The sequence below is a fragment of the Georgenia sp. AZ-5 genome (assembly GCF_043952095.1).
Lineage (GTDB): Bacteria > Actinomycetota > Actinomycetes > Actinomycetales > Actinomycetaceae > Georgenia.
The window spans coordinates 2,936,696-2,959,429 of record NZ_JBINOU010000001.1 but is presented as its reverse complement, the minus strand read 5'-3'; the positions used below and the strand labels follow the sequence as shown (position 1 = coordinate 2,959,429).

The following is a 22,734-nucleotide window of genomic DNA, read 5'->3' as shown; positions in this document are numbered from 1 at the left end:
TCAGCCCCGCCCGGCCTCCGATCCGGCCGGGGCCACGATCAGCCCCCGGGCGAAGAGGTTGCCCGGGTCGACCCGCCGCTTGATCTCGGCGAGCCGGTCGTAGGTCGCGCCCGGGTAGGCGTCGTGCACCCGCTCCGGCCGCAGGTCGGAGGTGTAGACGGCGTACAGCCCCGAGGTGTGCGGCGCGAACGCCGACCACGCGGCGTCGAAGCGCTCCGCGGCGCCGGGCGTGCCCCAGGCGCTGACGAAGACCTCCTGGCGCCGGTGCGCGAACGCGGTGGCGGCCGGGTCGACGTCGGCCACCGCCCCGCCCATCGAGCGGACCTCGAGCACCTGCACGGCGGGGTCGGCGAGCAGCCGCGCCAGTGCCGCGGCGTCCTCCTCGGTGGTGTGCGGGACGAAGCCGCTGCGGATCCTCGTCGTCTGCTGACCGACGTGCCGGCTGTCCCCGGGCGGCACGAGCGCGCCGTAGGGCACCAGCTGGGCCCGCTGGTCCACGACCGGCGCGAGGCCCAGCATCGGCTCCAGCGCCGCCACGGCGGCGTCGACGTCGTCGTCCGCCCAGACGTTGATGGCCTGGGCGACGGGGCCCTGCCCGCGCCGGGCGGCACCGACGAACGGGAAGCTCGTCAGCCGGCGCGGCGCCGCGGCGAGGTAGCGCGACCAGCGGAGCAGGAACCCGGCGGCGTCGGTGGCGTCGTAGGTGAAGGTCCCGACGACGACGTTGCCCACCTCCAGCGCCTCGAGCTCCAGCGCCGTCGCCACGCCGATGCTCGACCCGGCGCCGCGTACCGCCCAGAACAGGTCCGGCTCCGTCGCCGCGTCGGTGCGCACCTTGCTGCCGTCGGCGAGCACGAGCTCGGCCGCGACGACGTGGTCGACCGTCACACCGTGCGCCCGGGCCAGGTACCCGATGCCGCCGGCGGTGGCGAGACCGCCGACGCCCACGTCGCCGTAGTTGCCCGAGGTCATCGCCCAGCCGCGGGCACCGAGCTTCTCGGCCACGTGGCCCCACGTGGCGCCGGGGCCGACCCGGAAGCGCCGCGTGGCGGGGTCCAGCACCTCGAGGTCGTCCAGCCGTGAGAGGTCGAGCAGGATGCCGCCGTCGTTCGTGGAGGTCCGGCGATGCCGTGGCCGCCCGAGCGGATCGAGAGCGGCACGTCCTGGGTGCGCGCGAAGGTCACGGCGGCGGCGACGTCGTCGGCGTCCTCGGCCATGACCACCAGCCCCGGGTGGCCCACCGCCATGTAGGTCGAGCGGACGTCGTCGTACCCGGCGTCCCGTGGCGATATGGTCTTTCCGGCCAGGCGCGCCGGCACGGCGTGGTAGGCGATCCCCGGGCTCAGGGCGGCGTCGGCGCGGGCGGGACTGGGACGGCGGAGGCCACCCCCGCGACCGGGCGCGGTGAGCGGCACCGTCCGGGACGTCTGCCCCTCGCCGCCGGAGCGCCGCTCGGCGGCGACGAGCTCGCGCAGCGCGGGCCCGACCTCCTCGCCGAAGCGGCGCAGCACGCGCTCGTCGTCGGCGCCCAGGATGTACCCGGAGAAGCCGTGCTCGAGCGTGAGCAGGGCGAGCTGCTCGACCCACTGCTCCGGCGGGCCGGCCGGCAGCTGGCCGCTCGGAGCGCCGAACCGGCCGCTGACGTTGAGCAGGCGGCGGATGGCGGCGGGCTCACGGCCGGCCCGCTCCGCGGCCTCGTCGATGACGGCGTTGCCGTCGGCGAGCTCGGCGAGGGACTTCACGTACCCGAGGGAGGGCAGCCAGCCGTCCGCCTTGCGTCCGGTCAGGCGCAGCATCCGCGGCCGGTAGGCGCCGAGCCAGATGCCGACGTCGTGCGCCGGGGCGGGCCCGCGCTCGGCGCCGTCGACCCGGTAGTACCGCCCGTCCACCCGCAGCGGGGTGAGGTTGCCCGCGTCCCACGTGCCGCGGATGACGTCGATGGCCTCGCCGAGGGCGTCGACGGCCTGGCCCGGCGTCAGGCGGCGTCCGCCCATCGCCTCGATGGCGTCCCAGAACGCGCCGGCGCCGAGGCCGAGCTCGAGCCGGCCGCCGCTGAGCAGGTCCAGGCTCGCGGCCGCGCGGGCGAGGACGGCGGGCGGGCGTAGCGGCAGGTTGAGCACGTTCGCCGAGAGCCGGACCCGTTCGGTGCGGGCGGCGACGTAGCTGAGCAGGGTCCACGTGTCGAGGAAGCCCGGCTGGTACGGGTGGTCCTGGAACGTCACCAGGTGCAGCCCCGCCCGCTCGGACGCCTCGGCGAGGCGCACGACCTCCTGGGGGTCGGCGTTGGCGGGGGTGAGGAAGGACCCGAGGAGCAGGTCGTGGCCGTAGTCCGGCAAGGCGGTCGTTCTCTCCTTCGTCGTCAGATGGCCGGCTGCACGCCGGCGCGGGCGGCCTCGAGGAGGGCCTCCAGCGCGGCGCCGTCGTGCCGGCCGTTGAAGATCTCGGTGCCCGGCTCCAGAGCGGCACCGGCGGCGAGCGGCCCGGCGTCCACCGCGTCGTAGCCCAGCCGCTCGACCAGGCCCGTGACCGCGGCGCGAGCGGCGTCGTCGTCGCCGGCCACGGCCAGCGCCCGGCGACCGGGCGTGCCCGCGGGGGAGTGGTCCGTCTCGAGCTCGTGGTAGCCGATGTGGTTGAGCGACTTCACGAGCCGCGCGCCGGGCAGGAAGTCCTGGACCATCAACAACCACTTCGCGCGCGGCATTCCGGTCGCCGTGCCCCGGCCGAGGACGGGACGGGGAGCGCGTCGCCCGTCAGGCCAGGGCGCCGCGGACCACGAGGCCGAAGAGCGGGCGCGGGTCGGTCTCGTGCCGGCCGATGCGGCGGAGGAGCAGCCCCTCGAAGCAGGCGATGACGGCCTGGGCGGCGGTCACCGGGTCCCGCGCCCCGAGGTGCGCGAGCGCCACGGCCACGGTCGGGTCCATGGCGGTCCGTGCGCGGGTGAGCGCCGCCCGGAGCGAGGCGTCGTGGCTGGCCTCGCCGAACAGGATCAGCCGGGCGGTGGTCGGGGTGCGGTTCGGCCCGGTGAGGTGCTCCAGCAGCGGGAGGCCGCCTGATCGAGTCACGTCCGCAGGGCGCCGGAGCCGCCGTCAGCGATGCGGGAGCACCGGTCCGGGCGTACCGTGGCGAACCCGACCTGGCCGGCTTCCCGCACCTGGAGGGCTCTCGTGCGCATCACCGTCACGCTGGACGGCGATCTGGTGAAGCAGGCGTCCGTCCTCACGGGGATCACCGAGATGTCGGTGCTGCTGAGGGAGTCCCTGCAGGCGCTCATCGATCGGGAGCTGCCGGAGGCGCCTGCCACGGAACCGGCCGAGGGGGACGGCGAGGACCTGCCCGAGGGGGAGTGAGCCGACCGGGACGCTGTCCCGCAGGCCGCGTCGGAACGCCCGGAGAGCACCGAGACGCCGAGCGCGCACGGTGCAGCATGCGCGCTCGGCGTCCCGACCAGACCCGGTGATCGCGGCGGCTAGGGCGTGTCTCCCAATAGTGGGGCCGGTGGACTGAAACGCTGCGGTGGTGTCACGTTATGCCGTGCTGACGGATGCCCAGTGGGAGTTGATCGAGCCGTTGATGCCGTCCTCGGAGGGCCGTCGGGGACGGCGGTTCCGGGACCACCGCGCGGTGGTGGAGGGCATCGTCTACCGCTACCGCACCGGGATCGCTTGGCGGGACCTGCCCGAGTGCTTCGGCCCGTGGCAGACGGTGTGGAAGCGGCACCGCCGCTTCAGCGGCGACGGGACCTGGGACAAGATCCTCACCGCCCTGCTCGCGCAGGCGGATGCGGCGGGACTGGTCAACTGGGAGGTGTCGGTGGACTCCACGATCAACCGTGCCCACCAGCACGCCACGAACCTCCCGAGGGACACAGGGGGAGCTGTCGAATTACATGAAACCCGGCGAGGAGCCGCTTGACCACGCCATCGGCCGCTCCCGCGGCGGACTGAGCACGAAGATCCACCACGTCTGCGACGGCAACATGCGCCCGCTGGTGATGGTGCTCGGGCCAGGGCAGGGCGGGGACTCGCCAATGTTCGAGCACCTGATGAACTCTGTGAGAGTGCCCAGGCTGGGTCCTGGGCGGGCCCGGACCACGCCGGTGCGGGCCCTGGCCGACAAGGCCTACTCCTCCAGGGCGAACCGGGCGCTGCTGCGCCGGCGCGGCATCCAGGCCGTCATCCCCGAACGCTCCGACCAGATCGCCAACCGCAAACGTCGCGGGTCCAAGGGCGGCCGGCCCGTCACCTACGACGAAGAGGCCTACAAGCGGCGCAACGTCGTCGAACGCTCCTTCAACGTCTTCAAGCAGTGGCGCGCCCTGGCCACCCGCTACGACAAGCTCGCGCTGACCTACCGCGGCGGCGTCGTCCTGCGAGCGATCACCATCTGGCTCAAGGCATTAAGAGACACGCCCTAGTGCGCCACCGCCTTCTCGGCGCCGGCCCCGGTCATCGAGCGGACCTCCATCTCGGCCTGCTTCGCCGCGTCGTGCTCCTTGGAGGTGACGGAGCCGAGCCAGCCGAGGAAGAAGCCCAGCGGCACGGACACGAGCGCGGGGTTGGACAGCGGGAACCAGGCGAAGTCCGCGCCCGGGATCATCGCCGTCTCGGAGCCGGAGACGACGGGCGAGAAGACGATGAGCACCAGCGCGCTGATGAGCCCGCCGTAGATGCTCCACACCGACCCGCGGGTGTTGAACCGCTTCCAGTACAGCGAGTACAGGATCGAGGGCAGGTTCGCGCTGGCCGCGATGGCGAAGGCGAGCGAGACCAGGAAGGCGATGTTCTGCCCGTTCGCGAGCACGCCGCCGACGATCGAGATGGCGCCGATCGTCACCGCGGTGCGCCGCGCGACCTTGACCTCCTTGGCCGGGTCCGCCCGCCCGTGCTTGAGGACGCCGTTGTAGACGTCGTGCGCGAAGGACGCGGACGCGGTGATCGTGAGCCCGGCCACCACCGCGAGGATGGTGGCGAAGGCGACCGCCGCGATGATGCCGAGCAGGATGGTGCCACCCAGCTCGAAGGCCAGCGCCGGCGCCGCCGAGTTGGCCCCGCCCGGGGCGGCGAGGATCGCGTCCGCGCCCACCACGTACGCCGCGCCGAAGCCGAGGATCAGCGTGAACAGGTAGAACGCGCCGATCAGGACGATCGCCCACGTCACCGAGCGGCGTGCCTCCTTGGCCGTCGGGACCGTGTAGAACCGCATCAGCACGTGCGGCAGGCCCGCGGCGCCGAAGACCAGCGCGATGGCCAGGGAGACGAAGCCCAGCTTCGAGGCGTCGGAGGCGCCGTACTGGAGCATCGGCTCGAGGATCCGGTCGCCCTCCGGGTGCACGGCCACCGCCTCGCCGAGGACGTTGGAAAGGTTCAGCCCGTTGAGGGCCAGCACCCACAGGGTCATCAGACCGGCGCCGAGGATGAGCAGCACGGCCTTGATGATCTGCACCCAGGTGGTGCCCTTCATGCCGCCCACGAGCACGTAGACGATCATCAGCGCGCCGACGACGGCGATCACGAGCCCCTGCCCGACCGGGCTGTCGATGCCGAGGAGCAGCGCCACCAGGCCGCCCGCGCCCGCCATCTGGGCGAGCAGGTAGAAGAAGGACACCGCCATGGTGGAGATCGCGGCGGCGGTGCGCACCGGACGCTGCTGCATCCGGAAGCTCAGCACGTCGGCCATCGTGTACTTGCCGGTGTTGCGTAGCGGCTCCGCCACGAGCAGCAGTGCGACCAGCCACGCGACGAGGAAGCCGATGGAGTACAGCAGCCCGTCGTAGCCGTAGATGGCCACGGCGCCGGCGATGCCCAGGAAGGACGCCGCGGAGAGGTAGTCGCCCGCGATGGCGATGCCGTTCTGCCGGCCGGTGAAGGCGCGGCCACCGTGGTAGAAGTCGCCGACCGACGTCGTCGTGCGGGAGACCCGCACCACGATGACGAGGGTGACGACGACGAACGCGAGGAAGATCGCGATGTTCAGGTACGGGTTCCCGACGTCCATCAGGCCTCTCCCTCCAGCTCGGTGCGGAGCTTCGCCGCGATCGGGTCCAGCTTGCGGTTGGCGTGGCGCACGTACAGCCACGTGATGAGGAAGGTGCTGGCGAACTGGGCGAGGCCGAAGATCAGGCCCAGGTTGAGGTTGCCCACGACCGGCGTGGACATGAGGTCCTCGGCGTAGGTGGAGAGCAGGACGTACAGGAAGTACCAGACCAGGAACGCCGCCGTCATCGGGAAGGCGAACGCCCGGAAGCTGCTGCGCAGCCTCGTGAAGTCCTCCGAGGCCTGCACCGCCGCGAACTCCTCGGGTGTGGCCGCCGTGCGCGGCGCAGGAAGCGTCCCGGACAGCTCCGGCAGCGGTGAGTGGTGCGCGGGCAGGTGAGACTCAGGATCAGACGACATCGACACATCCCCCAAACGTGTGGCCGGACTCACAACGACGTAAATCGCGGACCAAGGTAGCAGCGTGGGCCCCGCAGGGAGCCCGCGCCGGGCCCGCCCGCCTTGTCCCGCCCGCACGCACGGCGGACGCTGAGGGCGACACCGACCGAGGAGGGCCAGATGTACACCGTCGCGCACGCGAGGGACTTCCTGCAGGAGGGCACGCGGACGGCACGCTTCGAGGGCGAGCCGTACGGGGCCGGCGTCTCCTTCTACCTGGTCGACAGCGACCCGGGAGAGGGCCCGGCCCTGCACCGCCACCCGTACACGGAGACGTGGGTGGTGATCTCCGGCCGCGCGGCCATCACCCTCGGCGAGGAGCGGGCCGAGGCGGGCCCGGGCGACATCGTCACCGTGCTGCCACCGACGCCGCACATGTTCCGGGCGGTGGGCGAGGAGGCGCTGCGGATGGTGTGCATCCACGCGTCCCCGCGGATGATCGAGGAGACGCTCGAGGAGGACGGCGCGGCGTAGCGGGGGCGGCGCCGGCGCCCGCGCGGGGGCGGCGGCTGCCGCGGACCGGGTGGGGCGGCGTCTGGGACTGTCGCGGTCCTGGGGCGTCGTGTTGAATGGCGTCCACCATCTAGCCCCGGAGGCGGCGATGAGGGTCGAGTCGCACATGGTGTCCCTGTCGTGGATCCCGTCGGAGTCGGTCTCGGGCTGGATGCGCCGGGGCTTCGACGTCGGGCTCGTGCACTACGACGAGCCGCCGCTGGACGCGCTGCCGAGCCTGGACGCCGTGCAGCAGCTGCGGGCGGACGACCGCTTCCGCTTCGCCAACCTCCTGACCGCGTGGGCGGAGTTCGCCGACGACGGCACGCCGACGGCGTACGGCTACGGCGAGGGGTCCGGGGCGGTGATGGGGTCCACCACCGTGCGCGTGGCGTCGGCGGGCGCGACGTTCGGCGGGTACGCGCTCCCCGTGCTCCAGGACGAGCCCGTGCTCGAGACCGGGCTGGCGCACTTCACGCAGACCGTGGGCGGGCGCTCCGGCGTGCCGCTGCCCCGCCCCGCTGCGCGGGCCCACCACGTCCTCTGGCAGGCGCCGATCGTGTGGACGACCCTCGCGCTCACGCTGCGCTCGGACGGCACGACCGTCGTCGCCATGCCGTCGGCGAGCTGCTTCCCGCGCCACTGGGTCTACGGGCCGGACGGGGTGCTGACCCTCAAGAGCGGCCTGACGGACCAGGAGGGCTGGATGGCGCACTCGTTCGGCGCCCGCACGCCCTGGGGAGAGCAGGATTCCGAAGCCGTGCTCGGCGCGGTGGAGCACGCCGTCGAGCGCCAGCTCTCCGAGGGGATCATGCGGGCCGGGCACGTCCCCGAGGTGCGCGCCGTGCCGGCCGGCTCGTTGGTGGCGCACCAGGGCGACCCGGGCGGGGACATCTACCTCGTGCTCGACGGGGTGGTCTCCGTGGAGGCCGGGGACGAGGAGCTCGCCGAGGTGGGCCCCGGTGCCGTGCTCGGCGAGGCGGCCGTCCTCGAGGGCGGCCCCCTGCCCGCCAGCCTCCGGACGCTCACCCCGGCCCGGCTCGCGGTGGCGCACGCGGCGGACCTGGATCTCGAGAAGCTCCGGGCGGTCGCGGAGCTGCGCCGCGACGAGACCCCCCGCCCGGCGGCGCGCGCGCGCCGCTGAGGGGGCCGCAACCGACGTGCCTCAGGACCACGCGACCTTCGACCTCGTCGTCCGCTCCCGGGCCGTGCTGCTCGCCGGCGCGCTCCGGCCGGCGGCCGTGGCCGTCCGGTGCGGGCGCATCGCGGCCGTGGCCGACGCCGACGCCGCCCTGCCCGCGCGCGAGGAGGTGCGCCTGCCGCCGGAGCAGGTGCTCCTGCCCGGCCTGGTCGACACGCACGTCCACGTCGACGAGCCCGGGCGCACCGAGTGGGAGGGCTTCGCCACCGCCACGCGCGCGGCCGCCGCGGGCGGCGTGACCACCCTGGTGGACATGCCCCTGAACAGCGTGCCACCGACCGTCTCCCCGGAGGCGCTCGCGGCGAAGCGACGGGCCGCCGCGGGCCGGCTGCGCGTCGACGTCGGCTTCTGGGGCGGCGCGGTGCCCGAGAACCTCGGCCTCCTGCGGGAGCTGTGCGGGGCCGGCGTCCTCGGGTTCAAGTGCTTCCTGGCGCCCTCCGGCGTGCCGGAGTTCGGCCACCTGGGCACCGAGGAGCTGTGGGCCGCCCAGCGCGAGCTCGCCGAGCTCGACGGCCTCCTCCTCGTCCACGCCGAGGACCCCGCCGTGCTGGCCGTGCACGCCGCCGAGCCCGGGCGCAGCTACCGCAGCTTCGTCGACACCCGCCCGGTCACGGCCGAGACCACGGCCGTCCGCCACGTCATCGAGGGGCTGCGCCGCCACGGCGGGCGGGCCCACATCGTCCACCTCTCCGCCGCCGCGGCGCTGCCGCTCATCGGCGCGGCCAAGGACGAGGGGTTGGGCATCACGGCCGAGACCTGCCCGCACTACCTCCTCTTCGCGCAGGAGGACATCCCCGACGGCGCCACCGAGTTCAAGTGCTGCCCGCCCATCCGCGACCGGCCCAACCAGGACGCGCTGTGGCGCGGCCTGCTCGACGGCACCATCGACGCCGTCGTCTCCGACCACTCGCCCAGCACCGCCGAGCTCAAGCACGCCGGCGACGGCGACTTCTCCGCCGCGTGGGGCGGTGTCGCCGGGCTCCAGGTGAGCCTGCCGGCGGCGTGGACCGAGGCGCGCCGGCGCAACATCGCGCTGGAGAAGGTGGCCGGCTGGATGTCCACCGCCACCGCGGGTCTGGCCGGCCTGTCCGGCAAGGGGGCGATCGCCGTCGGCGCGGACGCGGACCTCGTGGCGTTCGCTCCCGAGGAAGAGGTCGTCGTGGACGCCGCGGCGCTGCACCACCGCAACAAGGTCAGCGCGTACGACGGCGTCCGCCTGCGCGGCGCCGTGCGTACCACCTGGCTGCGTGGCGCGGTCGTCTCGGGCGCGCCGGGAGGACCGGACCGGGGGCGGATGCTGCTCCCGGACCGGGCAGCCAGGGCCGCCGCCGGCTGAAGGGACACCTGGCACCCGGGACGACATCGGCACGGCCGGCTGCCAGCATTCCGTCATGGCGATCGCACTGGGCAGCTCGCAGTACGGCAAGGCCGAGACCCGGGTGGTGCGCATCGTGCGCGACACCCCGCGCCACGAGATCGTCGACCTCAACGTCACCACCGCGCTGCGTGGCGACTTCGCCGACGCCCACGTGGTCGGGGACCAGGCGAAGGTGCTGCCCACGGACACCCAGAAGAACACCGCCTTCGCCTACGCGAAGGAGCACGGCATCGCCTCCGTCGAGACGTACGGCCTCGCCCTCGCCCGTCACTTCGTGGCCGACGTCGAGTTCGTCACCTCGGCCACGGTGGAGATCGAGCAGTACGGGTGGAGCCGGGTGGTCGTCGACGGCGCCGAGCACGACCACACCTGGGTGCGCTCCGGGGAGGAGGTGCGCACCGCGGCGGTGACGGCCGAGCTGGTCGCCGGCGAGATGCGGACCGAGGTCCACGGCGGGCTCAAGGACCTCGTGATCCTCAAGAGCACCGGCTCGCAGTTCCGGGGCTTCCTCAGGGACCGCTACACCACCCTGCCGGAGACGGACGACCGCGTCCTGGCGACGTCGCTCGCGGCCACCTGGCGCTTCGGCTCCACGGACGTGGACTGGGGCCGCGCGTACCGGGGCATCAAGGCGGTGCTGCTCCGCGAGTTCGCCACCGTGCACTCGCTGGCGCTGCAGCAGACCCTGTGGCACATGGGCAGGGCGGTGCTCGAGGAGTTCGACGCGGTCACCCGGATCTCCCTGCGGGCGCCCAACAGGCACCACTTCCTGGTGGACCTCCGGCCGTTCGGCCTGGACAACCCCGGCGAGGTGTTCCACGCCGCGGACCGGCCCTACGGCCTCATCGAGGCGACCGTGGTGCGGCAGCCGGAGGCGTGAGCGCCGGCCCCTCAGCTGCCGCGGTAGGTGGAGTAGGCGAAGGGGCTGAGCAGGAGCGGGACGTGGTAGTGGGCGGCGGTGTCGGCGAGCACGAAGCTCACCGCGACGTCCGGGTAGAAGCCCACCTGACCGGTGGCGCCGAAGTAGCGGTCGGTGTCGAACACGAGCCGGTAGACCCCCTCGGGGAGGTGGTCCGGGCCGAGGGCGCCGATCCGGCCGTCCTCGTCGGTCACCCCCTCGGCCACGAGGTCCCAGCCCTCCTCGGACCGGTGCTCCAGGCGGACGGCGACCTGCTCGGCGGGCCGGCCCAGGGCCCCGTCCAGCACGTGCGTGGTCACGTGGCTCATCGCTCCTCCTCCTGCTCCCACAGCGCGGCGATCCGCAGCAGCGCGATCTCGCGCAGCTGCTCACCCACGACGGCCAGGTCCTCGGCATCGCCCAGCATGAGCCGCCGGTTCAGCTCGTGCAGGATCTCCGCCCGAGAGCGCCCCGCCGCGCGGATGAGGAAGATCCTGCCGAAGCGCTCCTCGTACTCGCGGTTGCCGGCGGCGATCGCCATCGCCAGCACCGGGTCCTCCGCGTCGGCGGCGGCCTGCTCGCGGCGCGAGAAGCGCTGCGCAGTGCCGTCCCCGGACGGGCGCTCGCCGATGCGCGGGTGGTCGGCGAGGGCCCGCTCGACCTCGGCGGGCGTCAGCGGGTCGGCCGCCGTGCGGGCGGCCGCGAGCAGGTCCTCGCGGGACCCGTACGGCGCGCCGGCGGCCACCTCGTCCACCCAGCGCGGCACGTTGAGGCAGGCGGCGAGCTCCGCCCGCAGCCTGGCGGGGGAGGCGCGGCGCACGGCGCCCCTCGTCGGCCCGGGCGGACGGGGGCGTTCCCGGGCGGCGAGCGCCAGCACCGCGGCCTCGTACGCGTCGAGCGCGGCGGCGACGTCGTCGGCGGTGACGGACTCGTCGGGATGGTGGCTCACGCCGCCGGCGCAGCGGACGAACAGCATCGCCACCCCGGTGACGTCCGCGACGGCCATGCCGTCGTGCCCCGCCCGGCTCCACAGGGTGAGGGGGACGGCGTCGCCGGTGGCGCGGATCCCGGCGGCGACCGCCTCACGCAGCGGCGGGGCGCACTCGGTGGCGTCCGCACGGTGGATCTCCCCGGCCGTGAGGGTCAGGCCCCGCCGGCTCGTGATCGCGACGGCGGCGGCGGAGATCTCCTCCCAGAGCCGGTCCCGGTCGGCGTCGCGCTCGGCGCGGAGGTCCAGGCTCAGCTCGACCCGGCCGGGGATGACGTTCACCCCGCCGGGGTACGCCTGCAGCCGGCCCACCGTGGCGACGCAGCCCGTGGCCCGGCCCAGGCGCTCGACCTCCACGACCAGCTCGGCCGCCCCGACCAGGGCGTCGCGGCGCCGCTCGTAGGGCGCGGCCCCGGCGTGGCCGGCGCGGCCGGTGACCGTGAGGTGCCAGCGGCGCGCGCCGGCGATGGAGCTGACCACGCCGAGGGGCCGGCCCGCGTCCTCCAGGGACGGGCCCTGCTCGATGTGCGCCTCGAGGTAGCCGACCAGGTCCTCGGGGCGGCGGGCCGCCTCGCCGACCCGCGCGGGGTCCAGCCCGAACGCGGCGAACGCCTCCCCGAGCGTGGTGCCCTCCGGGTCCGCGAGGTCCCACCACTCCTGCCGCCAGCTGCCCGCGAAGGCGCGCGAGCCGAGGAGGGCGGTGCCGAACCGGGTGCCCTCCTCCTCGCTGAAGCCGACCACCTCCAGCGCGAACGGCAGCGCCCGCCCCGCCGTGCGCACCCGGGCGGCGACGGCGACCGCGAGCAGGACGCCGAGCACGCCGTCGTAGCGCCCGGCGTCCGGCACGGTGTCCAGGTGCGAGCCGAGCACCACCGCCGGCAGCCCGGGCTCCGCGCCCTCGAGCCGCCCGCACACGTTGCCGGCGGCGTCCTGCCACGCGCGCAGCCCGGCCTCGCGCATCCAGCCGGCGACGACGCGGTTGGCGGCGGCGTGCTCGGGGCTCAGGTGCACCCGCTCGACCGCGTCCGGCCGGGCCGAGCACCGGGCCAGCTCGTCGCAGCGCGCGAGGACTTCCAGCGCCTCGGCAAGGGTCCCCGCGGAGCTCACGGCGCGGCCTCCTGGTAACGCTCCTGGGCGGCACCGACCCCGCCGCCCGCCACCACGCGGTGCCCCGCCTGCCGCAGCACCTGCTCCAGCGCGGCCAGCGTCGTCAGCACGGCGTCCTTGCGGGCGTTGTAGCCCATCGCGCCCACCCGCCAGATGCGCCCCCGCAGCGGCCCGAACGAGGTGCCGATCTCGACGCCGTAGTCGCCCAGCAGCGCCGTGCGCACCCCCTCGCCGTCCACGCCGTCGGGGATCTCCACCCCCACGACGTTGTTCATGCGGTGGCGCTGGTCCCCGAACAGCGTCAGCCCGAGCCCCTGCAGCCCGGCGGCCAGCGCCTCGCCGTGCAGCCGGTGCCGCTCGACGGCGTCGTCGACTCCCTCCTGCAGCAGGATCCGCGCGCACTCCCGGGCGCCGTAGAGCATGGACGTGGCCTCGGTGTGGTGGTTGAGCCGCCGCTCGCCCCAGTAGTCCAGGATCATGCCCAGGTCGAAGTAGTTGGACCTCACGCGGTTGGCGCGCACGGGCTCGTCGTCCTCGCGGATGCCGGCCTCGATGCTCTTGCGGGCCGTGACGGCCTCCACCGCCCGGTCCGACAGGGTCACGGGGGAGCTGCCGGAGGGGCCCGCCAGGCACTTCTGCAGCCCCGCGGTGGCGGCGTCGAGGCCCCAGGCGTCCGCGAGGAACGTGTTCCCGCCCAGGGTCGCGGTGGCGTCGGTGTAGAAGAGCACGCCGTGGCGGCGGCAGATCTCCCCGAGCCCGGCCAGCGGCTGCGCCACGGTGGTGGAGGTGTCGCCGTGCACGACGGCGAGCAGCTTCGGCGCGTGAGCGACGACGGCGCGCTCGACCTGCTCGGGGTCGAACACCTCGCCCCAGGGCACGTCGATGGTGCGGACCTCGGCGCCGCACCGCTCGGCGATCTCGGTGAGCAGGTGGCCGAAGCGGCCGAAGACCGGCACCAGCACGCGGTCGCCCGGCTCGAGCAGGGACACAAGGGCCGCCTCGGTGCCCGCACGCGCCGTCCCGTCCACCAGCACGGTGGCCTCGTTGCGGGTGCGGAAGACCGCGCGGTAGAGCTCCATCGTCTCGTTCATGTAGCCGGTCATCGCGGGGTCGTACTGGCCCACCAGCTGCGCGGACATGGCGCGGAGCACGCGCGGGTCGGCGTTGATGGGTCCAGGGCCCATGAGCAGCCGGGCGGGCGGGTTGATCTGTTCGCTCACGGGTGCCCCTCGCTGGACGGTACGGCGCGTGGCCCGATGGTAGGGGGCGCGGGTGCTCGCCGACGTCGCGGAGCAGGTGGATGGCCAGCTCCAGACCGTGCCGCAGGACGAAGCCCGCGGCGAAGACGCGCGCCACCGCGTAGGGCGACCTCGCGGTGCACCCGCTCGACGGTGCCGGCGCATGTCCGCGGTGAGCTCCTCCCAGCTGGGCATGGCCCCGATCGTGGCACGGGCCCTCGTGGTGCGGGACGGTTCCCGAGGTGCCGGGCCGGCCGCCGCGGCGAGGACCGAGGTGCCCGCCCGCCCACCTCCGGCACGGGCGCATCGCGCGACGCGCCGCAGCTCCGGACGCGCGATGTCACCGCGGCGTGGTTGGCTGCGCAGCGAAGGGGGGAGCCGTGCACACGACGTACTGCATCTTGCGCGAGACGGGGGACCACCCGTCCGCGGGGCCGCTGGCCCGGCCGGTGACGCCGGGGCCCCGCACGCTCGCGGTGGACGACCTGGCGGCGCCGCAGGTCGACGTCGCCCAGCTGAGCCGGGCCGAGCTGGGCGAGGTGGCGCGCGACCCCTCGGTGCGGGCCTTCGCGCCGGTCATGCCGACCACGCTGGTCTTCCCGGTCACGACGGCGGAGGCGCCCGTCGTGGCGGGTCCCGCCTGGGGCGTGCGTGCGGTGGGCGCCGACGTCTCCGCCCGCACCGGGGCCGGGGTGACGGTCGCGGTGCTCGACACCGGCATCGACGCTGCCCACCCCGCGTTCGCCGGCGTCGAGCTCGTGCAGCAGGACTTCTCCGGCTCCGGCGACGGCGACGTGCAGGGGCACGGCACCCACTGCGCGGGGACCGTGCTCGGCAGGGACGTCGAGGGCGCCCGGATCGGCGTGGCGCCCGGCGTCCGCAGGGCCCTCATCGGCAAGGTCCTGGGGGACGACGGCGCCGGGGACTCCAACATGCTCTTCCACGGGCTGCAGTGGGCGCTGCGCGAGGGGGCGCACGTGGTGTCCATGTCGCTCGGCTTCGACTTCCCCGGGCTGGTCGCCGGGCTCGTCGCGGACGGTTGGCCCGCGGACCTCGCGACCTCCTCCGCGCTGGAGGCCTACCGGGCCAACCTGCGCATGTTCGACGCGATCATGGAGCTGGTGCGCAGCCAGGCTGCCTTCGGCCCCGGCACTGTCGTCGTCGCGGCGGCGGGCAACGAGAGCCGCCGCGAGGTGCGCCCGGAGTACGAGATCGGCGTCTCGCTGCCGGCCGCCGCCGACGGCGTCGTCTCGGTCGGTGCCCTCGGGCAGGGGCCGGACGGCCTGCGGGTCGCCCCCTTCTCCAACACCTTCCCTCAGGTCGCCGCGCCCGGCGTGGACGTGCTCTCGGCACGGACCGGTGGCGGGCTCGTCGCGATGAGCGGGACCAGCATGGCCGCGCCCCACGTGGCCGGGGTGGCCGCGCTGTGGTGGGAGGACGTGCTCGCCTCGCCGCTGCCGGGCACGGCGGCAACGGTGACGGCCCGGATGCTGGCGGGTGCCGACGTCGGGGCGATCGCGCCTGGCACGGACGTCGCCGACCGCGGCGTCGGCCTGGTGCGGGCCCCCTGATCAGTCCCCGGTGACCAGGGCGAGGGCGAGGCCGTCCCAGCCCTTCGCGTACGTGCCACGCACGGGGTCGTCCTGGCCTGCGCGGCCCGGGCGCGCGGGGGCGGCCGGACGATCCGGAGGGTACGCGCACGGAACCGGGTGGGCCGCGCGGTCGTTGGTCAGGTCGTGAACGCCGTGAGAGAGCCCGACCCCCCGCATCACGACATCCTCGACGTGCTCGGCACCGACGCCGGCGCCCGGCGGCTGCGCTCGGCGGTACGCCGCACGGAGCCGACCGCGCGGCTGGCCCGGACCCTGCACGCAGTCGAGGACGTCGCCGGGGTGACCCGGTCGCAGCAGCAGGTGTTCCGCACGATCGAGCGGCTCACCGGGCTGCGTCACGGCGAGCTGCAGACCCTCACGGCGGTCGCCGGCGGCGCGACGCACCACCGGGAGGTCGCACGCCGGACCGGGCAGGTGGATGCGGCGGCCGAGGCGACGGTCGACTGGCTCGTCGGGCGCGGGCTGCTCGCGCGGCACCACCACCCGCAGGCCGGCGCGTCCTCGGAGCCGACGCTGGTGCACGTGACGGCCTCGGGCACCGTGGCGCTGCAGCAGGCCGAGGCGCTGCAGGTGCGGCTGCTGGACAGCGTGCTGGGCGCGCTGGACGAGGAGGAGAGCGCGCGGCTGCGCGCGGCGGTGGAGCAGGTGCAGGACACGCTCGGCCCGGCCGCCGGGCCCCGGCCGGTGCTCGCCGCGGGCCTGCTGAGCCGCGCCTGAGTCTCCGCCCTCACGCCTGCCCGGCGGCCCGCTCGCTCGCCGCCGCCCGCGCCATGAGCAGCGCCCGCTCACGCTCGTTCTGCGTCAGCTCCGCGGCGCGGGCGAACTCGGCCCGAGCCTCCGCGTGCCGGCCCAGCCGCGCGAGCAGGTCGCCCCGCACACTCGGCAGCAGGTGGTAGCGCGCCAGCGCCGGCGTCCCCGCCAGGTCGTCCACGATCGCCAGGCCCCGGTCCGGGCCCTCCGCCATGGACACCGCCACCGCGCGGTTGAGCTCGACGACGGGGGAGGGGTGCAGCCGGTGCAACTCCTCGTACAGGGCCGCGATTCGCGCCCAGTCCGTCTCCCCGGCCGTACGGGCCCGGGCGTGGCACGCCGCGATCGCGGCCTGCAGCACGTACGGCCCGCGCGCCGCCCGCTCGGCCAGCAGCAGAACCTCGGCGCGCGCCAGCGAGGCCAGCCCGGCGGCGACCAGCTCCCGGTCCCACCGCGAACGGTCCTGGTCGAGCAGCAGCACCGGCTCGCCGCCGGGCCCGCTGCGCGCCCCTGTCCGGGAGGCCTGGATCGCCATGAGGGCCACGAGCCCGTGCACCTCCGGCTCGGCGGGCGCGAGCCGGGCCAGCAGGCGTCCGAGCCGCAGCGCCTCCTCGCACAGCTCCGGCCGGGTCCACGTGGGGCCCTCGGTGGCGGCGTAGCCCTCGTTGAAGACGAGGTAGACGACCTCCAGCACCGAGCCCAGGCGGTCGGCGAGGTCCTCGGGCGCGGGCAGCTCGAAGGGCACGGCCGCGGCGCCGAGCGCGCGCTTGGCCCGGACGATGCGCTGCGCGACGGTCGCCTCGGGCACGAGGTACGCGTGCGCGATCTCGCGGGTGGTCAGTCCCCCGACCATGCGCAGGGTGAGGGCCACCCGCGCCGCGGTGGGGAGCACCGGGTGGCAGGCGATGAAGATCAGCCGGAGCACGTCGTCGCCGACGTGGTCGTCGAGCGCGGCGTCGAGGTCCTCGGTCCCGTCGCGCTGCGCCGTCTCCAGGTCCCGGGCGAGCTGGGCGTACTTGGCCCGCAGGTTCCGCTCGCGGCGGATCCGGTCGACCGCGCGGTGCTTCGCCGTGGCCATCAGCCAGGCCCCGGCGTTGCGGGGGACGCCGTCGCGCGGCCACTGCTCCAGCGCTGCGACGAGCGCGTCCTGGGCCAGGTCCTCGGCGAGGGGCACGTCCCGCACGATCCGGCTCAGGGCGGCGACGAGCGTCGCGGACTCCTCCCGCCACACGACCTCCACCGTGCGGTGCGCGGAAGGGTCGGCGCTCACGCCCACGAGCCAACCACGGCCGGGCGCCGCTGCCCAGCGCTTTCCGCCGGCGGGCGGGCCCGCGCTGTGGAAGGACGTGCACGGCGCCGCGCCGCGCCCTAAGGTGCGTCGGGTGAGCGCACACCATGACGTTGTCGTCCTCGGCGCGGGACCGGGCGGGTACGTCGCCGCCATCCGCGCCGCCCAGCTCGGCCTGAACGTGGCCGTCGTCGAGGAGAAGTACTGGGGCGGCGTGTGCCTGAACGTGGGTTGCATCCCGTCGAAGGCGCTGCTGCGAAACGCCGAGCTCGCCCACATCTTCACGAAGGAGGCGAAGACCTTCGGGATCTCCGGGGAGGCGACGTTCGACTACGGCGCGGCGTTCGACCGCAGCCGGACGGTCGCCGACGGGCGCGTCAAGGGCGTGCACTTCCTCATGAAGAAGAACAAGATCACCGAGTACGACGGCCGCGGTGAGTTCACGGACGACCACACCCTGCGCGTGACGCTCGGCTCGGGCGAGACCGAGACGATCACCTTCGGCAACGCGATCATCGCCGTCGGCGCCGAGGTGCGGATGCTGCCCGGCGTCGAGCTCAGCGACAACGTCGTGACCTACGAGCGCCAGATCCTCGACCGGGAGCTGCCGGGCTCGATGGTCATCGTCGGGGCCGGCGCCATCGGCATGGAGTTCGCCTACGTGCTGCGCAACTACGGCGTGGACGTCACGATCGTCGAGTTCCTCGACCGCGCCCTGCCGAACGAGGACGTCGAGGTCTCCAAGGAGATCACCAAGTCGTACAAGAAGCTCGGCGTCAACATCCTCACCTCGACGAAGGTCGAGACCATCGCCGACGACGGCGACTCCGTCCGCGTGACCTACACCGACGCCAAGGGCGGCTCCGGCGAGCTCAAGGCCGACCGGGTGATGGTCTCCATCGGCTGGGTCCCGCGGGTGAAGGGCTACGGCCTCGAGAACACCGGCGTCCAGGTGACCGAGCGCGGCGCCATCGGCATCGACGACTACATGCGCACCTCGGTCGGCCACATCTACGCCATCGGGGACGTCACCGCCAAGCTCCAGCTGGCGCACGTCGCCGAGGCGCAGGGCGTCGTCGCGGCCGAGACGATCGCCGGCGCGGAGACGATGGTGCTCGGCGACTACCGGATGATGCCCCGGGCGACGTTCTGCCAGCCGCAGGTGGCGAGCTTCGGCCTCACCGAGGAGCAGGCCCGCGACGAGGGCTACGACGTCAAGGTTGCGAAGTTTCCGTTCACCGCCAACGGCAAGGCGCACGGCGTGGGCGACCCCTCCGGGTTCGTCAAGCTCGTCGCCGACGCGCGGTACGGCGAGCTGCTCGGCGGCCACCTCATCGGCCCGGACGTCTCCGAGCTGCTGCCCGAGCTCACCCTCGCGCAGAAGTGGGACCTCACCGCCGCCGAGCTCGCCCGCAACGTCCACACCCACCCCACGCTGAGCGAGGCGCTGCAGGAGTCCTTCCACGGGCTCGCCGGGCACATGATCAACTTCTAGTAGGTCCGTCGGCCGTCACCGGCCGTCGAACCTGCTCAGAGGCCCGGATCCGCGGAATTGCGCGGATCCGGGCCTCTTCATGTCTTGGGGAGTCGTGGACACCTAGGGACATGAGAGGCCCGAGAAGGCCATCCGCTATGGCACGGGGATGGCACGACGGGCACGAGCCAGGAGGTACGGAGATGGGTGAGACGGCGGCGGCGCGGCAGCGTCGGGAAGCTTGGGGGAGTCTGAGGAGGCTGCCCTCCAGACGGTGGCAGGCCCGCTACACCGGACCGGACGGCAAGCCGTACTCGGCGCGGACCGAGGACGACAAGCCGCTCACGTTCCTCACCAAGGGGGACGCCCGCGTGTGGCTCAACCGAACGAACGCGTCCATCAGCAAGGGGGAGTGGGAGCCGCCGGCGGTGGCGGCGCGCCGGCGCCGGGACGAGGCAGAGGCCGCTGCAATGCGGGATGTCACCTTCCGGGAGTACTCCGAGCAGTGGCTGGAGCGGGTCGCGAGTGAGCCGGGCAAGGGCGGCAGGATGCGTACGCCCGGAACCGTCATGATGTACAAGGGCCGGGTCAAGAGCTACCTGCTCGAGCCCCTCGGCGACGTGAAGGTACGGGACATCGACGCCGAACGGGTTCGCGACCTGGCCAGGGGCCTCGTTGCCCTGCCTTCCCGGCTCCGGCCGAACGCGAAGCACAACGGTGTCGCCGGAGACGCCATCGATGTGCTGAAGATGATCCTGCGGGCAGCGGTGCGCGACGGCATCCTTGCGAAGATGCCCGACGTGGCGACGCCGGCCCGGAAGTCCGTTCGCCACGACCAGGTCCACACGCCCGAGGACGACGTGGCGACACCGGGCCAGGTCGACGAGCTGTATGCGGCCGTTCCGCAGCCGTGGAGCATCGCGGTGTTGCTTGCCGCGTGGTGCCAGCTCCGGCGCGGGGAGGTGCTGGGCCTCCAGCGGCGGGACATCGTCTGGGATCACGAGCGAACCGCGGCGACGCTGTGCGTGCGCCGGCAGAAGAACGGGTCCACGGGCGATCTCACCGATCCAAAGTCGGAGAAGGGCATTCGCTCGATGGCCGTCCCGCCGCTCATGATCGAGCGCCTGCGAGAGCACCTCGACAAGCGAGTGGGCGCCGGCCCGACGGCATGGTCCATGACGAACCACCGCACCTGCTCCGGCGACGTCGACAGCGCCCGTCGGCTGTCGGCCCCGGCGGGCTGACCGCTGGCGACGCCCGATCGGATGGCCGCGGCCATCGACGCCGAGCCCGCCGCCTCCACCCGCAGCACCTACGCCTCCGCCTGGCGGCACATGATGGTGCCGTGGGCGATCGCGGAGCAGGCCCCGTCGAGGGTTCCGAAGCACACCCCGGACTCGACACGCTCGGCCAGGTGGGCGGCCAGGGCCTCGGGGGCCGCCAACAGCGCGGCGACACCGCATCCGCGGCACCACGCCTCCCAGTGCCCACGGCACCATCAGGAAGGCCTACCCGACCCGACCTCAGGCGTCGTCATGCGACCGGATCCGCCGCGGACTGCGCCGGATCATGGGCACCGCACCGCGCCGCGAGGCCCACCCGCTCACCGTCGCCGAGCTCGACCGGCTCGTGTCCACCATCGATCCGACCACCGCGATCGGCGCCCGGGACTGCGCCGTCATCCTGCTCGGCTACGCCTCCGCGCTGCGTCCCGGCGAGCTCTCTGCCCTCGACCTGGCCGACATCATTCTTAAGCCCACCGGCGTCCTCGTAGCCGTGCGCCGCCCCAAGACCGACCAGGACGGCCACGGGTAGCTCGTCGGTGTCGCCGGCGGCCAGCACCGCCGGACCGACCCCATCCGGGCCCTCGATGCGTGGCTTAGCACCCGCCCCGTCGGTCCGGGCGCGCTCTTCACCCTGGGCTACCGATCGGGCACCGTCACGATCGAGCGCATCGGACCCGAGCGGTCAGCCGCCTCGTGTAAGCCCGCGCGACACCGGCGTCCGGCATGTGAGAGACGCGTTGACACGTTCCGGACCCCTCTCGCAGACTCGTCCACATGTTCCCGGCCCGGCCAGTGCAAGCGAGCCCGCGCACCGCGGGTTCTGGCGACGTGCTGTCGACCCGCCGGCGCCTGTGTCGAATGTGTCGCTGACCCAGCCGCAGTCCTGAGGAGCGCGCCCGCAGGCAGTCTCGCCTGGACCGTGGCGCGTGAACCCCACCGGAGATGCGGTGGCACATTCCGACACCGCATTCCCCTGGCGGCAGCCAGCCTTCGGCGTCGGACCCAAACCCGCCTGTGTGTACGCCGAAGGAACCGACGTGAACAATCGCAGCCTTTTTGACGTCCTGCCCATCCAAGAAGTCGTCGCCAACGCCTCGCCGAGCGCATGGCGTGACGGCTTCGTCCTGTCGCAGCGGCCGGGCGCGCTGACCATCGTCCTGCTGGACGGTTCCGAGGGCACGGTGATGACGGGGGCCGCGCCCGAGGTAGGCGAGCCCGTCGCGGTCCATCCCGTGGCCGAGGTGGTTGCGGTCGGAGGCACCTGGTACTCGGCGCGGCCCCTGGTCGGGGTCGACGAGGCGAGCTAGCTCTTCATCCCGGACATCAGCGTCGAGCACGCGTCGACCATGGCCCGGCACGCCGAGGCGCAGATCCGGCAGTGCTCGGACATCTCGGCGTGGCTCTCGCACTCCGCCGCGCATGCCTCGCCCATGGCCATGCAGGCCGTCATCGTCGACGTCATGACCTTCGTGTCATAGCCGCCGGGGCGCATCATCATGCGCATCATCGCCGTCGCGACGTCGGCGGTGTTCATACACATGGAGGCACAACGCCCCATGTTCTCGCCGCTGTCGGCGTCGGCACACATCGTCGCCGCCATCGCCGCCGCCGAGCATGCCTCCATGCAGCCCTGCATCCTCGACATGTCCATGTCCATGCCCGTCATCGACGGCATCGGCATGGACTTCATCATGTCCGCCATCATGCTGCTCATCGCTGTTCGCCCACCTTCGTCGTTGACCAGAGATTCGTCGCGCTTCCGACGGTACGCCGGGCGTCGACGGGGGCGCCAGGGTCGCGGGCCAAGTCCTCGTTCGTGCGCAGCAGCAGGCGCGAGGTCGGGTACCAACTGTGGCGAACCGGGCAGATCGGGGCGAGCGCCGGCGGCTGTGCGAACGCGTGAGGCGTCGTGGAGCGACCGCTCGCGACCGACCCGTAGCCCGACGAGGAGCTGTGCCAGCGCGACGCCGGAGACGCACACAACAGGGGCAACGGCCCGCGGGCCGGGGAGGTCGCGCAGCAAGGCTCGACGGCGTCCGGCTTGCGATTCTCGTCAGCGGCGACAGGCCTCAGCACTGCCGTCCGATGCGCCACCAGTTGGTCGGCGAGGGTCATCGGTGCGGGCCTCGTCTTCCTTGGCTCGATCGCCGGAGTCATCGCGATTCGACCGCGAACGGCGCATGTCGCCGGCGCCGTCCTGACTGTCGATGAGTGGGCCGAGCTCCACACTGGGACCATGGCGCAGATCCGCAGGTTGGTGGCGGGCTCGAACTCGACCCACAACTTGGCGACGACGGTTTACAGCCTCGCGATGCACCGGCTTGGAGTCAGAGAGCCGGTCGACCCGCGTCCTTAAAATATGGGACAGATCGAAGACGCCGCACAGACCGCCGAATACGCCGATGTCCTCCAGCAAGAATCCGACCTCAGCAACCGGCACGGCATCCTCCTGGGCGACCGGGCTCGTCACGGTCAGCGCACCCAACGTCAATGAGCTCGAGCGAACTGTCGCCACCGTCGAGCATGCAGCTATCCAGGCTTCGTCGCTCCGGGAGATTCCTCGGCGAGGCCGGGGCCGGCGAGGCTGGCG

At 73.7% G+C, this 22,734-nt stretch carries 24 protein-coding genes and 1 pseudogene; 13 read left to right on the top strand and 12 right to left on the bottom strand.

Going from position 1 to position 22,734, the window contains the following annotated elements:
- From ACF0H8_RS13835 to ACF0H8_RS13820, 4 genes are read right to left on the bottom strand one after another with little or no spacing between them, the layout of a single operon-like run.
- Positions 1–1,062: an FAD-binding oxidoreductase gene (locus tag ACF0H8_RS13835; protein ID WP_395289478.1), complete on the bottom strand. Its 1,062-nt coding sequence runs from the start codon at positions 1,060–1,062 to the stop codon at positions 1–3.
- Positions 969–2,336: an LLM class flavin-dependent oxidoreductase gene (locus ACF0H8_RS13830; protein WP_395289477.1), complete on the bottom strand. Its 1,368-nt coding sequence runs from the start codon at positions 2,334–2,336 to the stop codon at positions 969–971. Before ACF0H8_RS13830 ends, ACF0H8_RS13835 begins: the two co-directional genes overlap by 94 nt.
- 23 nt (positions 2,337–2,359) lie before the next feature.
- Entirely contained in the window at positions 2,360–2,701 is a 342-nt protein-coding gene (locus ACF0H8_RS13825; protein ID WP_395289476.1) for a hypothetical protein, read from the bottom strand.
- 49 nt (positions 2,702–2,750) lie between these two features.
- Complete coding sequence (locus tag ACF0H8_RS13820) at positions 2,751–3,062, bottom strand: hypothetical protein (RefSeq protein WP_395289475.1); 312 nt, start codon at positions 3,060–3,062, stop codon at positions 2,751–2,753.
- Between the two features lie 102 nt (positions 3,063–3,164).
- Between ACF0H8_RS13820 and ACF0H8_RS13815 the strand changes: the two genes are divergently transcribed.
- Positions 3,165–3,347 carry a type II toxin-antitoxin system VapB family antitoxin gene (locus ACF0H8_RS13815; RefSeq protein WP_395289474.1) on the top strand — a complete coding sequence of 61 codons (183 nt, stop codon included), beginning with the start codon at positions 3,165–3,167 and terminating at the stop codon, positions 3,345–3,347.
- Positions 3,348–3,516: 169 nt separating this feature from the next.
- Positions 3,517–4,414 (top strand): IS5 family transposase gene (locus ACF0H8_RS13810; RefSeq protein WP_395290874.1). Its coding sequence is split into 2 segments (ribosomal slippage): positions 3,517–3,852 and positions 3,854–4,414, totalling 897 coding nucleotides; the frame shifts between segments, so codons are not numbered across the junction.
- Here ACF0H8_RS13810 and ACF0H8_RS13805 read toward each other — a convergent pair.
- Together ACF0H8_RS13805 and ACF0H8_RS13800 are read right to left on the bottom strand one after the other, a co-directional pair.
- Entirely contained in the window at positions 4,411–5,994 is a 1,584-nt protein-coding gene (locus ACF0H8_RS13805; protein ID WP_395289473.1) for a cation acetate symporter, read from the bottom strand. The two genes, ACF0H8_RS13810 and ACF0H8_RS13805, sit on opposite strands and share 4 nt — an antisense overlap.
- Positions 5,994–6,392, bottom strand: coding sequence for a DUF485 domain-containing protein (locus ACF0H8_RS13800; RefSeq protein ID WP_395289472.1), 399 nt, complete (start codon positions 6,390–6,392; stop codon positions 5,994–5,996). The genes ACF0H8_RS13805 and ACF0H8_RS13800 overlap by 1 nt, the downstream gene beginning before the upstream one ends.
- 159 nt (positions 6,393–6,551) lie before the next feature.
- Between ACF0H8_RS13800 and ACF0H8_RS13795 the strand changes: the two genes are divergently transcribed.
- The 4 genes from ACF0H8_RS13795 (at position 6,552) to pucL (ending at position 10,382) form a co-directional block, all read left to right on the top strand.
- A complete protein-coding gene (locus ACF0H8_RS13795) occupies positions 6,552–6,905 on the top strand; it encodes a cupin domain-containing protein (RefSeq protein ID WP_395289471.1) in 354 nt (117 codons plus the stop codon).
- Positions 6,906–7,032: 127 nt separating this feature from the next.
- Complete coding sequence (locus ACF0H8_RS13790) at positions 7,033–8,067, top strand: cyclic nucleotide-binding domain-containing protein (protein WP_395289470.1); 1,035 nt, start codon at positions 7,033–7,035, stop codon at positions 8,065–8,067.
- 16 nt (positions 8,068–8,083) lie between these two features.
- Complete coding sequence (gene allB / locus ACF0H8_RS13785; RefSeq protein WP_395289469.1) at positions 8,084–9,460, top strand: allantoinase AllB; 1,377 nt, start codon at positions 8,084–8,086, stop codon at positions 9,458–9,460.
- A gap of 55 nt (positions 9,461–9,515) precedes the next feature.
- On the top strand, positions 9,516–10,382 hold the full coding sequence (gene pucL, locus ACF0H8_RS13780) for a factor-independent urate hydroxylase (protein WP_395289468.1): 867 nt from the start codon (positions 9,516–9,518) through the stop codon (positions 10,380–10,382).
- Positions 10,383–10,393: 11 nt separating this feature from the next.
- Here pucL and uraH read toward each other — a convergent pair whose 3' ends face one another.
- From uraH to ACF0H8_RS13765, 3 genes are read right to left on the bottom strand one after another with little or no spacing between them, the layout of a single operon-like run.
- The gene (gene uraH / locus ACF0H8_RS13775) at positions 10,394–10,729 is read right to left on the bottom strand and encodes a hydroxyisourate hydrolase (RefSeq protein ID WP_395289467.1); all 336 of its coding nucleotides are present in this window, start codon (positions 10,727–10,729) and stop codon (positions 10,394–10,396) included.
- Positions 10,726–12,495 (bottom strand): allantoate amidohydrolase, encoded by a 1,770-nt coding sequence (locus tag ACF0H8_RS13770; RefSeq protein WP_395289466.1) that lies wholly within the window; start codon positions 12,493–12,495, stop codon positions 10,726–10,728. The genes uraH and ACF0H8_RS13770 overlap by 4 nt, the downstream gene beginning before the upstream one ends.
- Positions 12,492–13,715, bottom strand: coding sequence for a pyridoxal-phosphate-dependent aminotransferase family protein (locus ACF0H8_RS13765; protein ID WP_395289465.1), 1,224 nt, complete (start codon positions 13,713–13,715; stop codon positions 12,492–12,494). The genes ACF0H8_RS13770 and ACF0H8_RS13765 overlap by 4 nt, the downstream gene beginning before the upstream one ends.
- A 398-nt stretch (positions 13,716–14,113) precedes the next feature.
- Here ACF0H8_RS13765 and ACF0H8_RS13760 point away from each other — a divergent pair, with 398 nt between their 5' ends.
- Both ACF0H8_RS13760 and ACF0H8_RS13755 read left to right on the top strand, forming a co-directional pair.
- Positions 14,114–15,304, top strand: a complete 1,191-nt coding sequence (locus ACF0H8_RS13760) for a S8 family peptidase (RefSeq protein ID WP_395289464.1) — start codon at positions 14,114–14,116, stop codon at positions 15,302–15,304.
- Between the two features lie 165 nt (positions 15,305–15,469).
- A complete protein-coding gene (locus tag ACF0H8_RS13755) occupies positions 15,470–16,063 on the top strand; it encodes a hypothetical protein (RefSeq protein ID WP_395289463.1) in 594 nt (197 codons plus the stop codon).
- Between the two features lie 10 nt (positions 16,064–16,073).
- Here ACF0H8_RS13755 and ACF0H8_RS13750 read toward each other — a convergent pair whose 3' ends face one another.
- Complete coding sequence (locus ACF0H8_RS13750; protein WP_395289462.1) at positions 16,074–17,366, bottom strand: RNA polymerase sigma factor; 1,293 nt, start codon at positions 17,364–17,366, stop codon at positions 16,074–16,076.
- Positions 17,367–17,478: 112 nt separating this feature from the next.
- Between ACF0H8_RS13750 and lpdA the strand changes: the two genes are divergently transcribed.
- Positions 17,479–18,879, top strand: coding sequence for a dihydrolipoyl dehydrogenase (gene lpdA / locus ACF0H8_RS13745; protein ID WP_395289461.1), 1,401 nt, complete (start codon positions 17,479–17,481; stop codon positions 18,877–18,879).
- A 407-nt stretch (positions 18,880–19,286) separates the two neighbouring features.
- Entirely contained in the window at positions 19,287–20,102 is an 816-nt protein-coding gene (locus ACF0H8_RS13740) for a hypothetical protein (RefSeq protein WP_395289460.1), read from the top strand.
- Between the two features lie 68 nt (positions 20,103–20,170).
- Here the strand turns inward: ACF0H8_RS13740 and ACF0H8_RS13735 are convergent, their stop codons facing one another.
- Positions 20,171–20,302 (bottom strand): hypothetical protein, encoded by a 132-nt coding sequence (locus ACF0H8_RS13735; protein WP_395289459.1) that lies wholly within the window; start codon positions 20,300–20,302, stop codon positions 20,171–20,173.
- Between the two features lie 125 nt (positions 20,303–20,427).
- Here ACF0H8_RS13735 and ACF0H8_RS13730 point away from each other — a divergent pair, with 125 nt between their 5' ends.
- Together ACF0H8_RS13730 and ACF0H8_RS13725 are read left to right on the top strand one after the other, a co-directional pair.
- The gene (locus ACF0H8_RS13730; RefSeq protein WP_395289458.1) at positions 20,428–20,673 is read left to right on the top strand and encodes a hypothetical protein; all 246 of its coding nucleotides are present in this window, start codon (positions 20,428–20,430) and stop codon (positions 20,671–20,673) included.
- Positions 20,674–21,181: 508 nt separating this feature from the next.
- Complete coding sequence (locus tag ACF0H8_RS13725) at positions 21,182–21,451, top strand: nuclease (protein ID WP_395289457.1); 270 nt, start codon at positions 21,182–21,184, stop codon at positions 21,449–21,451.
- Here the strand turns inward: ACF0H8_RS13725 and ACF0H8_RS13720 are convergent.
- Positions 21,448–21,858 (bottom strand): aldehyde dehydrogenase, encoded by a 411-nt coding sequence (locus ACF0H8_RS13720; RefSeq protein ID WP_395289456.1) that lies wholly within the window; start codon positions 21,856–21,858, stop codon positions 21,448–21,450. The two genes, ACF0H8_RS13725 and ACF0H8_RS13720, sit on opposite strands and share 4 nt — an antisense overlap.
- 645 nt (positions 21,859–22,503) lie before the next feature.
- Between ACF0H8_RS13720 and ACF0H8_RS13715 the strand changes: the two are divergent.
- Positions 22,504–22,687, top strand: a pseudogene (locus tag ACF0H8_RS13715) (PrgI family protein); the annotation flags it as partial.
- Positions 22,688–22,734 lie beyond the last annotated feature (47 nt).

What these genes read in the sequence shown, in the direction of transcription:
- ACF0H8_RS13825 (WP_395289476.1), bottom strand. Translation starts at nt 2,701, where the DNA reads ATGCCGCGCGCGAAGTGGTTGTTGATGGTCCAGGACTTCCTGCCCGGC.
- ACF0H8_RS13805 (WP_395289473.1), bottom strand. Translation starts at nt 5,994, where the DNA reads ATGGACGTCGGGAACCCGTACCTGAACATCGCGATCTTCCTCGCGTTC.
- ACF0H8_RS13800 (WP_395289472.1), bottom strand. Translation starts at nt 6,392, where the DNA reads ATGTCGTCTGATCCTGAGTCTCACCTGCCCGCGCACCACTCACCGCTG.
- ACF0H8_RS13795 (WP_395289471.1), top strand. Translation starts at nt 6,552, where the DNA reads ATGTACACCGTCGCGCACGCGAGGGACTTCCTGCAGGAGGGCACGCGG.
- ACF0H8_RS13790 (WP_395289470.1), top strand. Translation starts at nt 7,033, where the DNA reads ATGAGGGTCGAGTCGCACATGGTGTCCCTGTCGTGGATCCCGTCGGAG.
- pucL (WP_395289468.1), top strand. Translation starts at nt 9,516, where the DNA reads ATGGCGATCGCACTGGGCAGCTCGCAGTACGGCAAGGCCGAGACCCGG.
- uraH (WP_395289467.1), bottom strand. Translation starts at nt 10,729, where the DNA reads ATGAGCCACGTGACCACGCACGTGCTGGACGGGGCCCTGGGCCGGCCC.
- ACF0H8_RS13730 (WP_395289458.1), top strand. Translation starts at nt 20,428, where the DNA reads ATGGGCACCGCACCGCGCCGCGAGGCCCACCCGCTCACCGTCGCCGAG.
- ACF0H8_RS13720 (WP_395289456.1), bottom strand. Translation starts at nt 21,858, where the DNA reads ATGAGCAGCATGATGGCGGACATGATGAAGTCCATGCCGATGCCGTCG.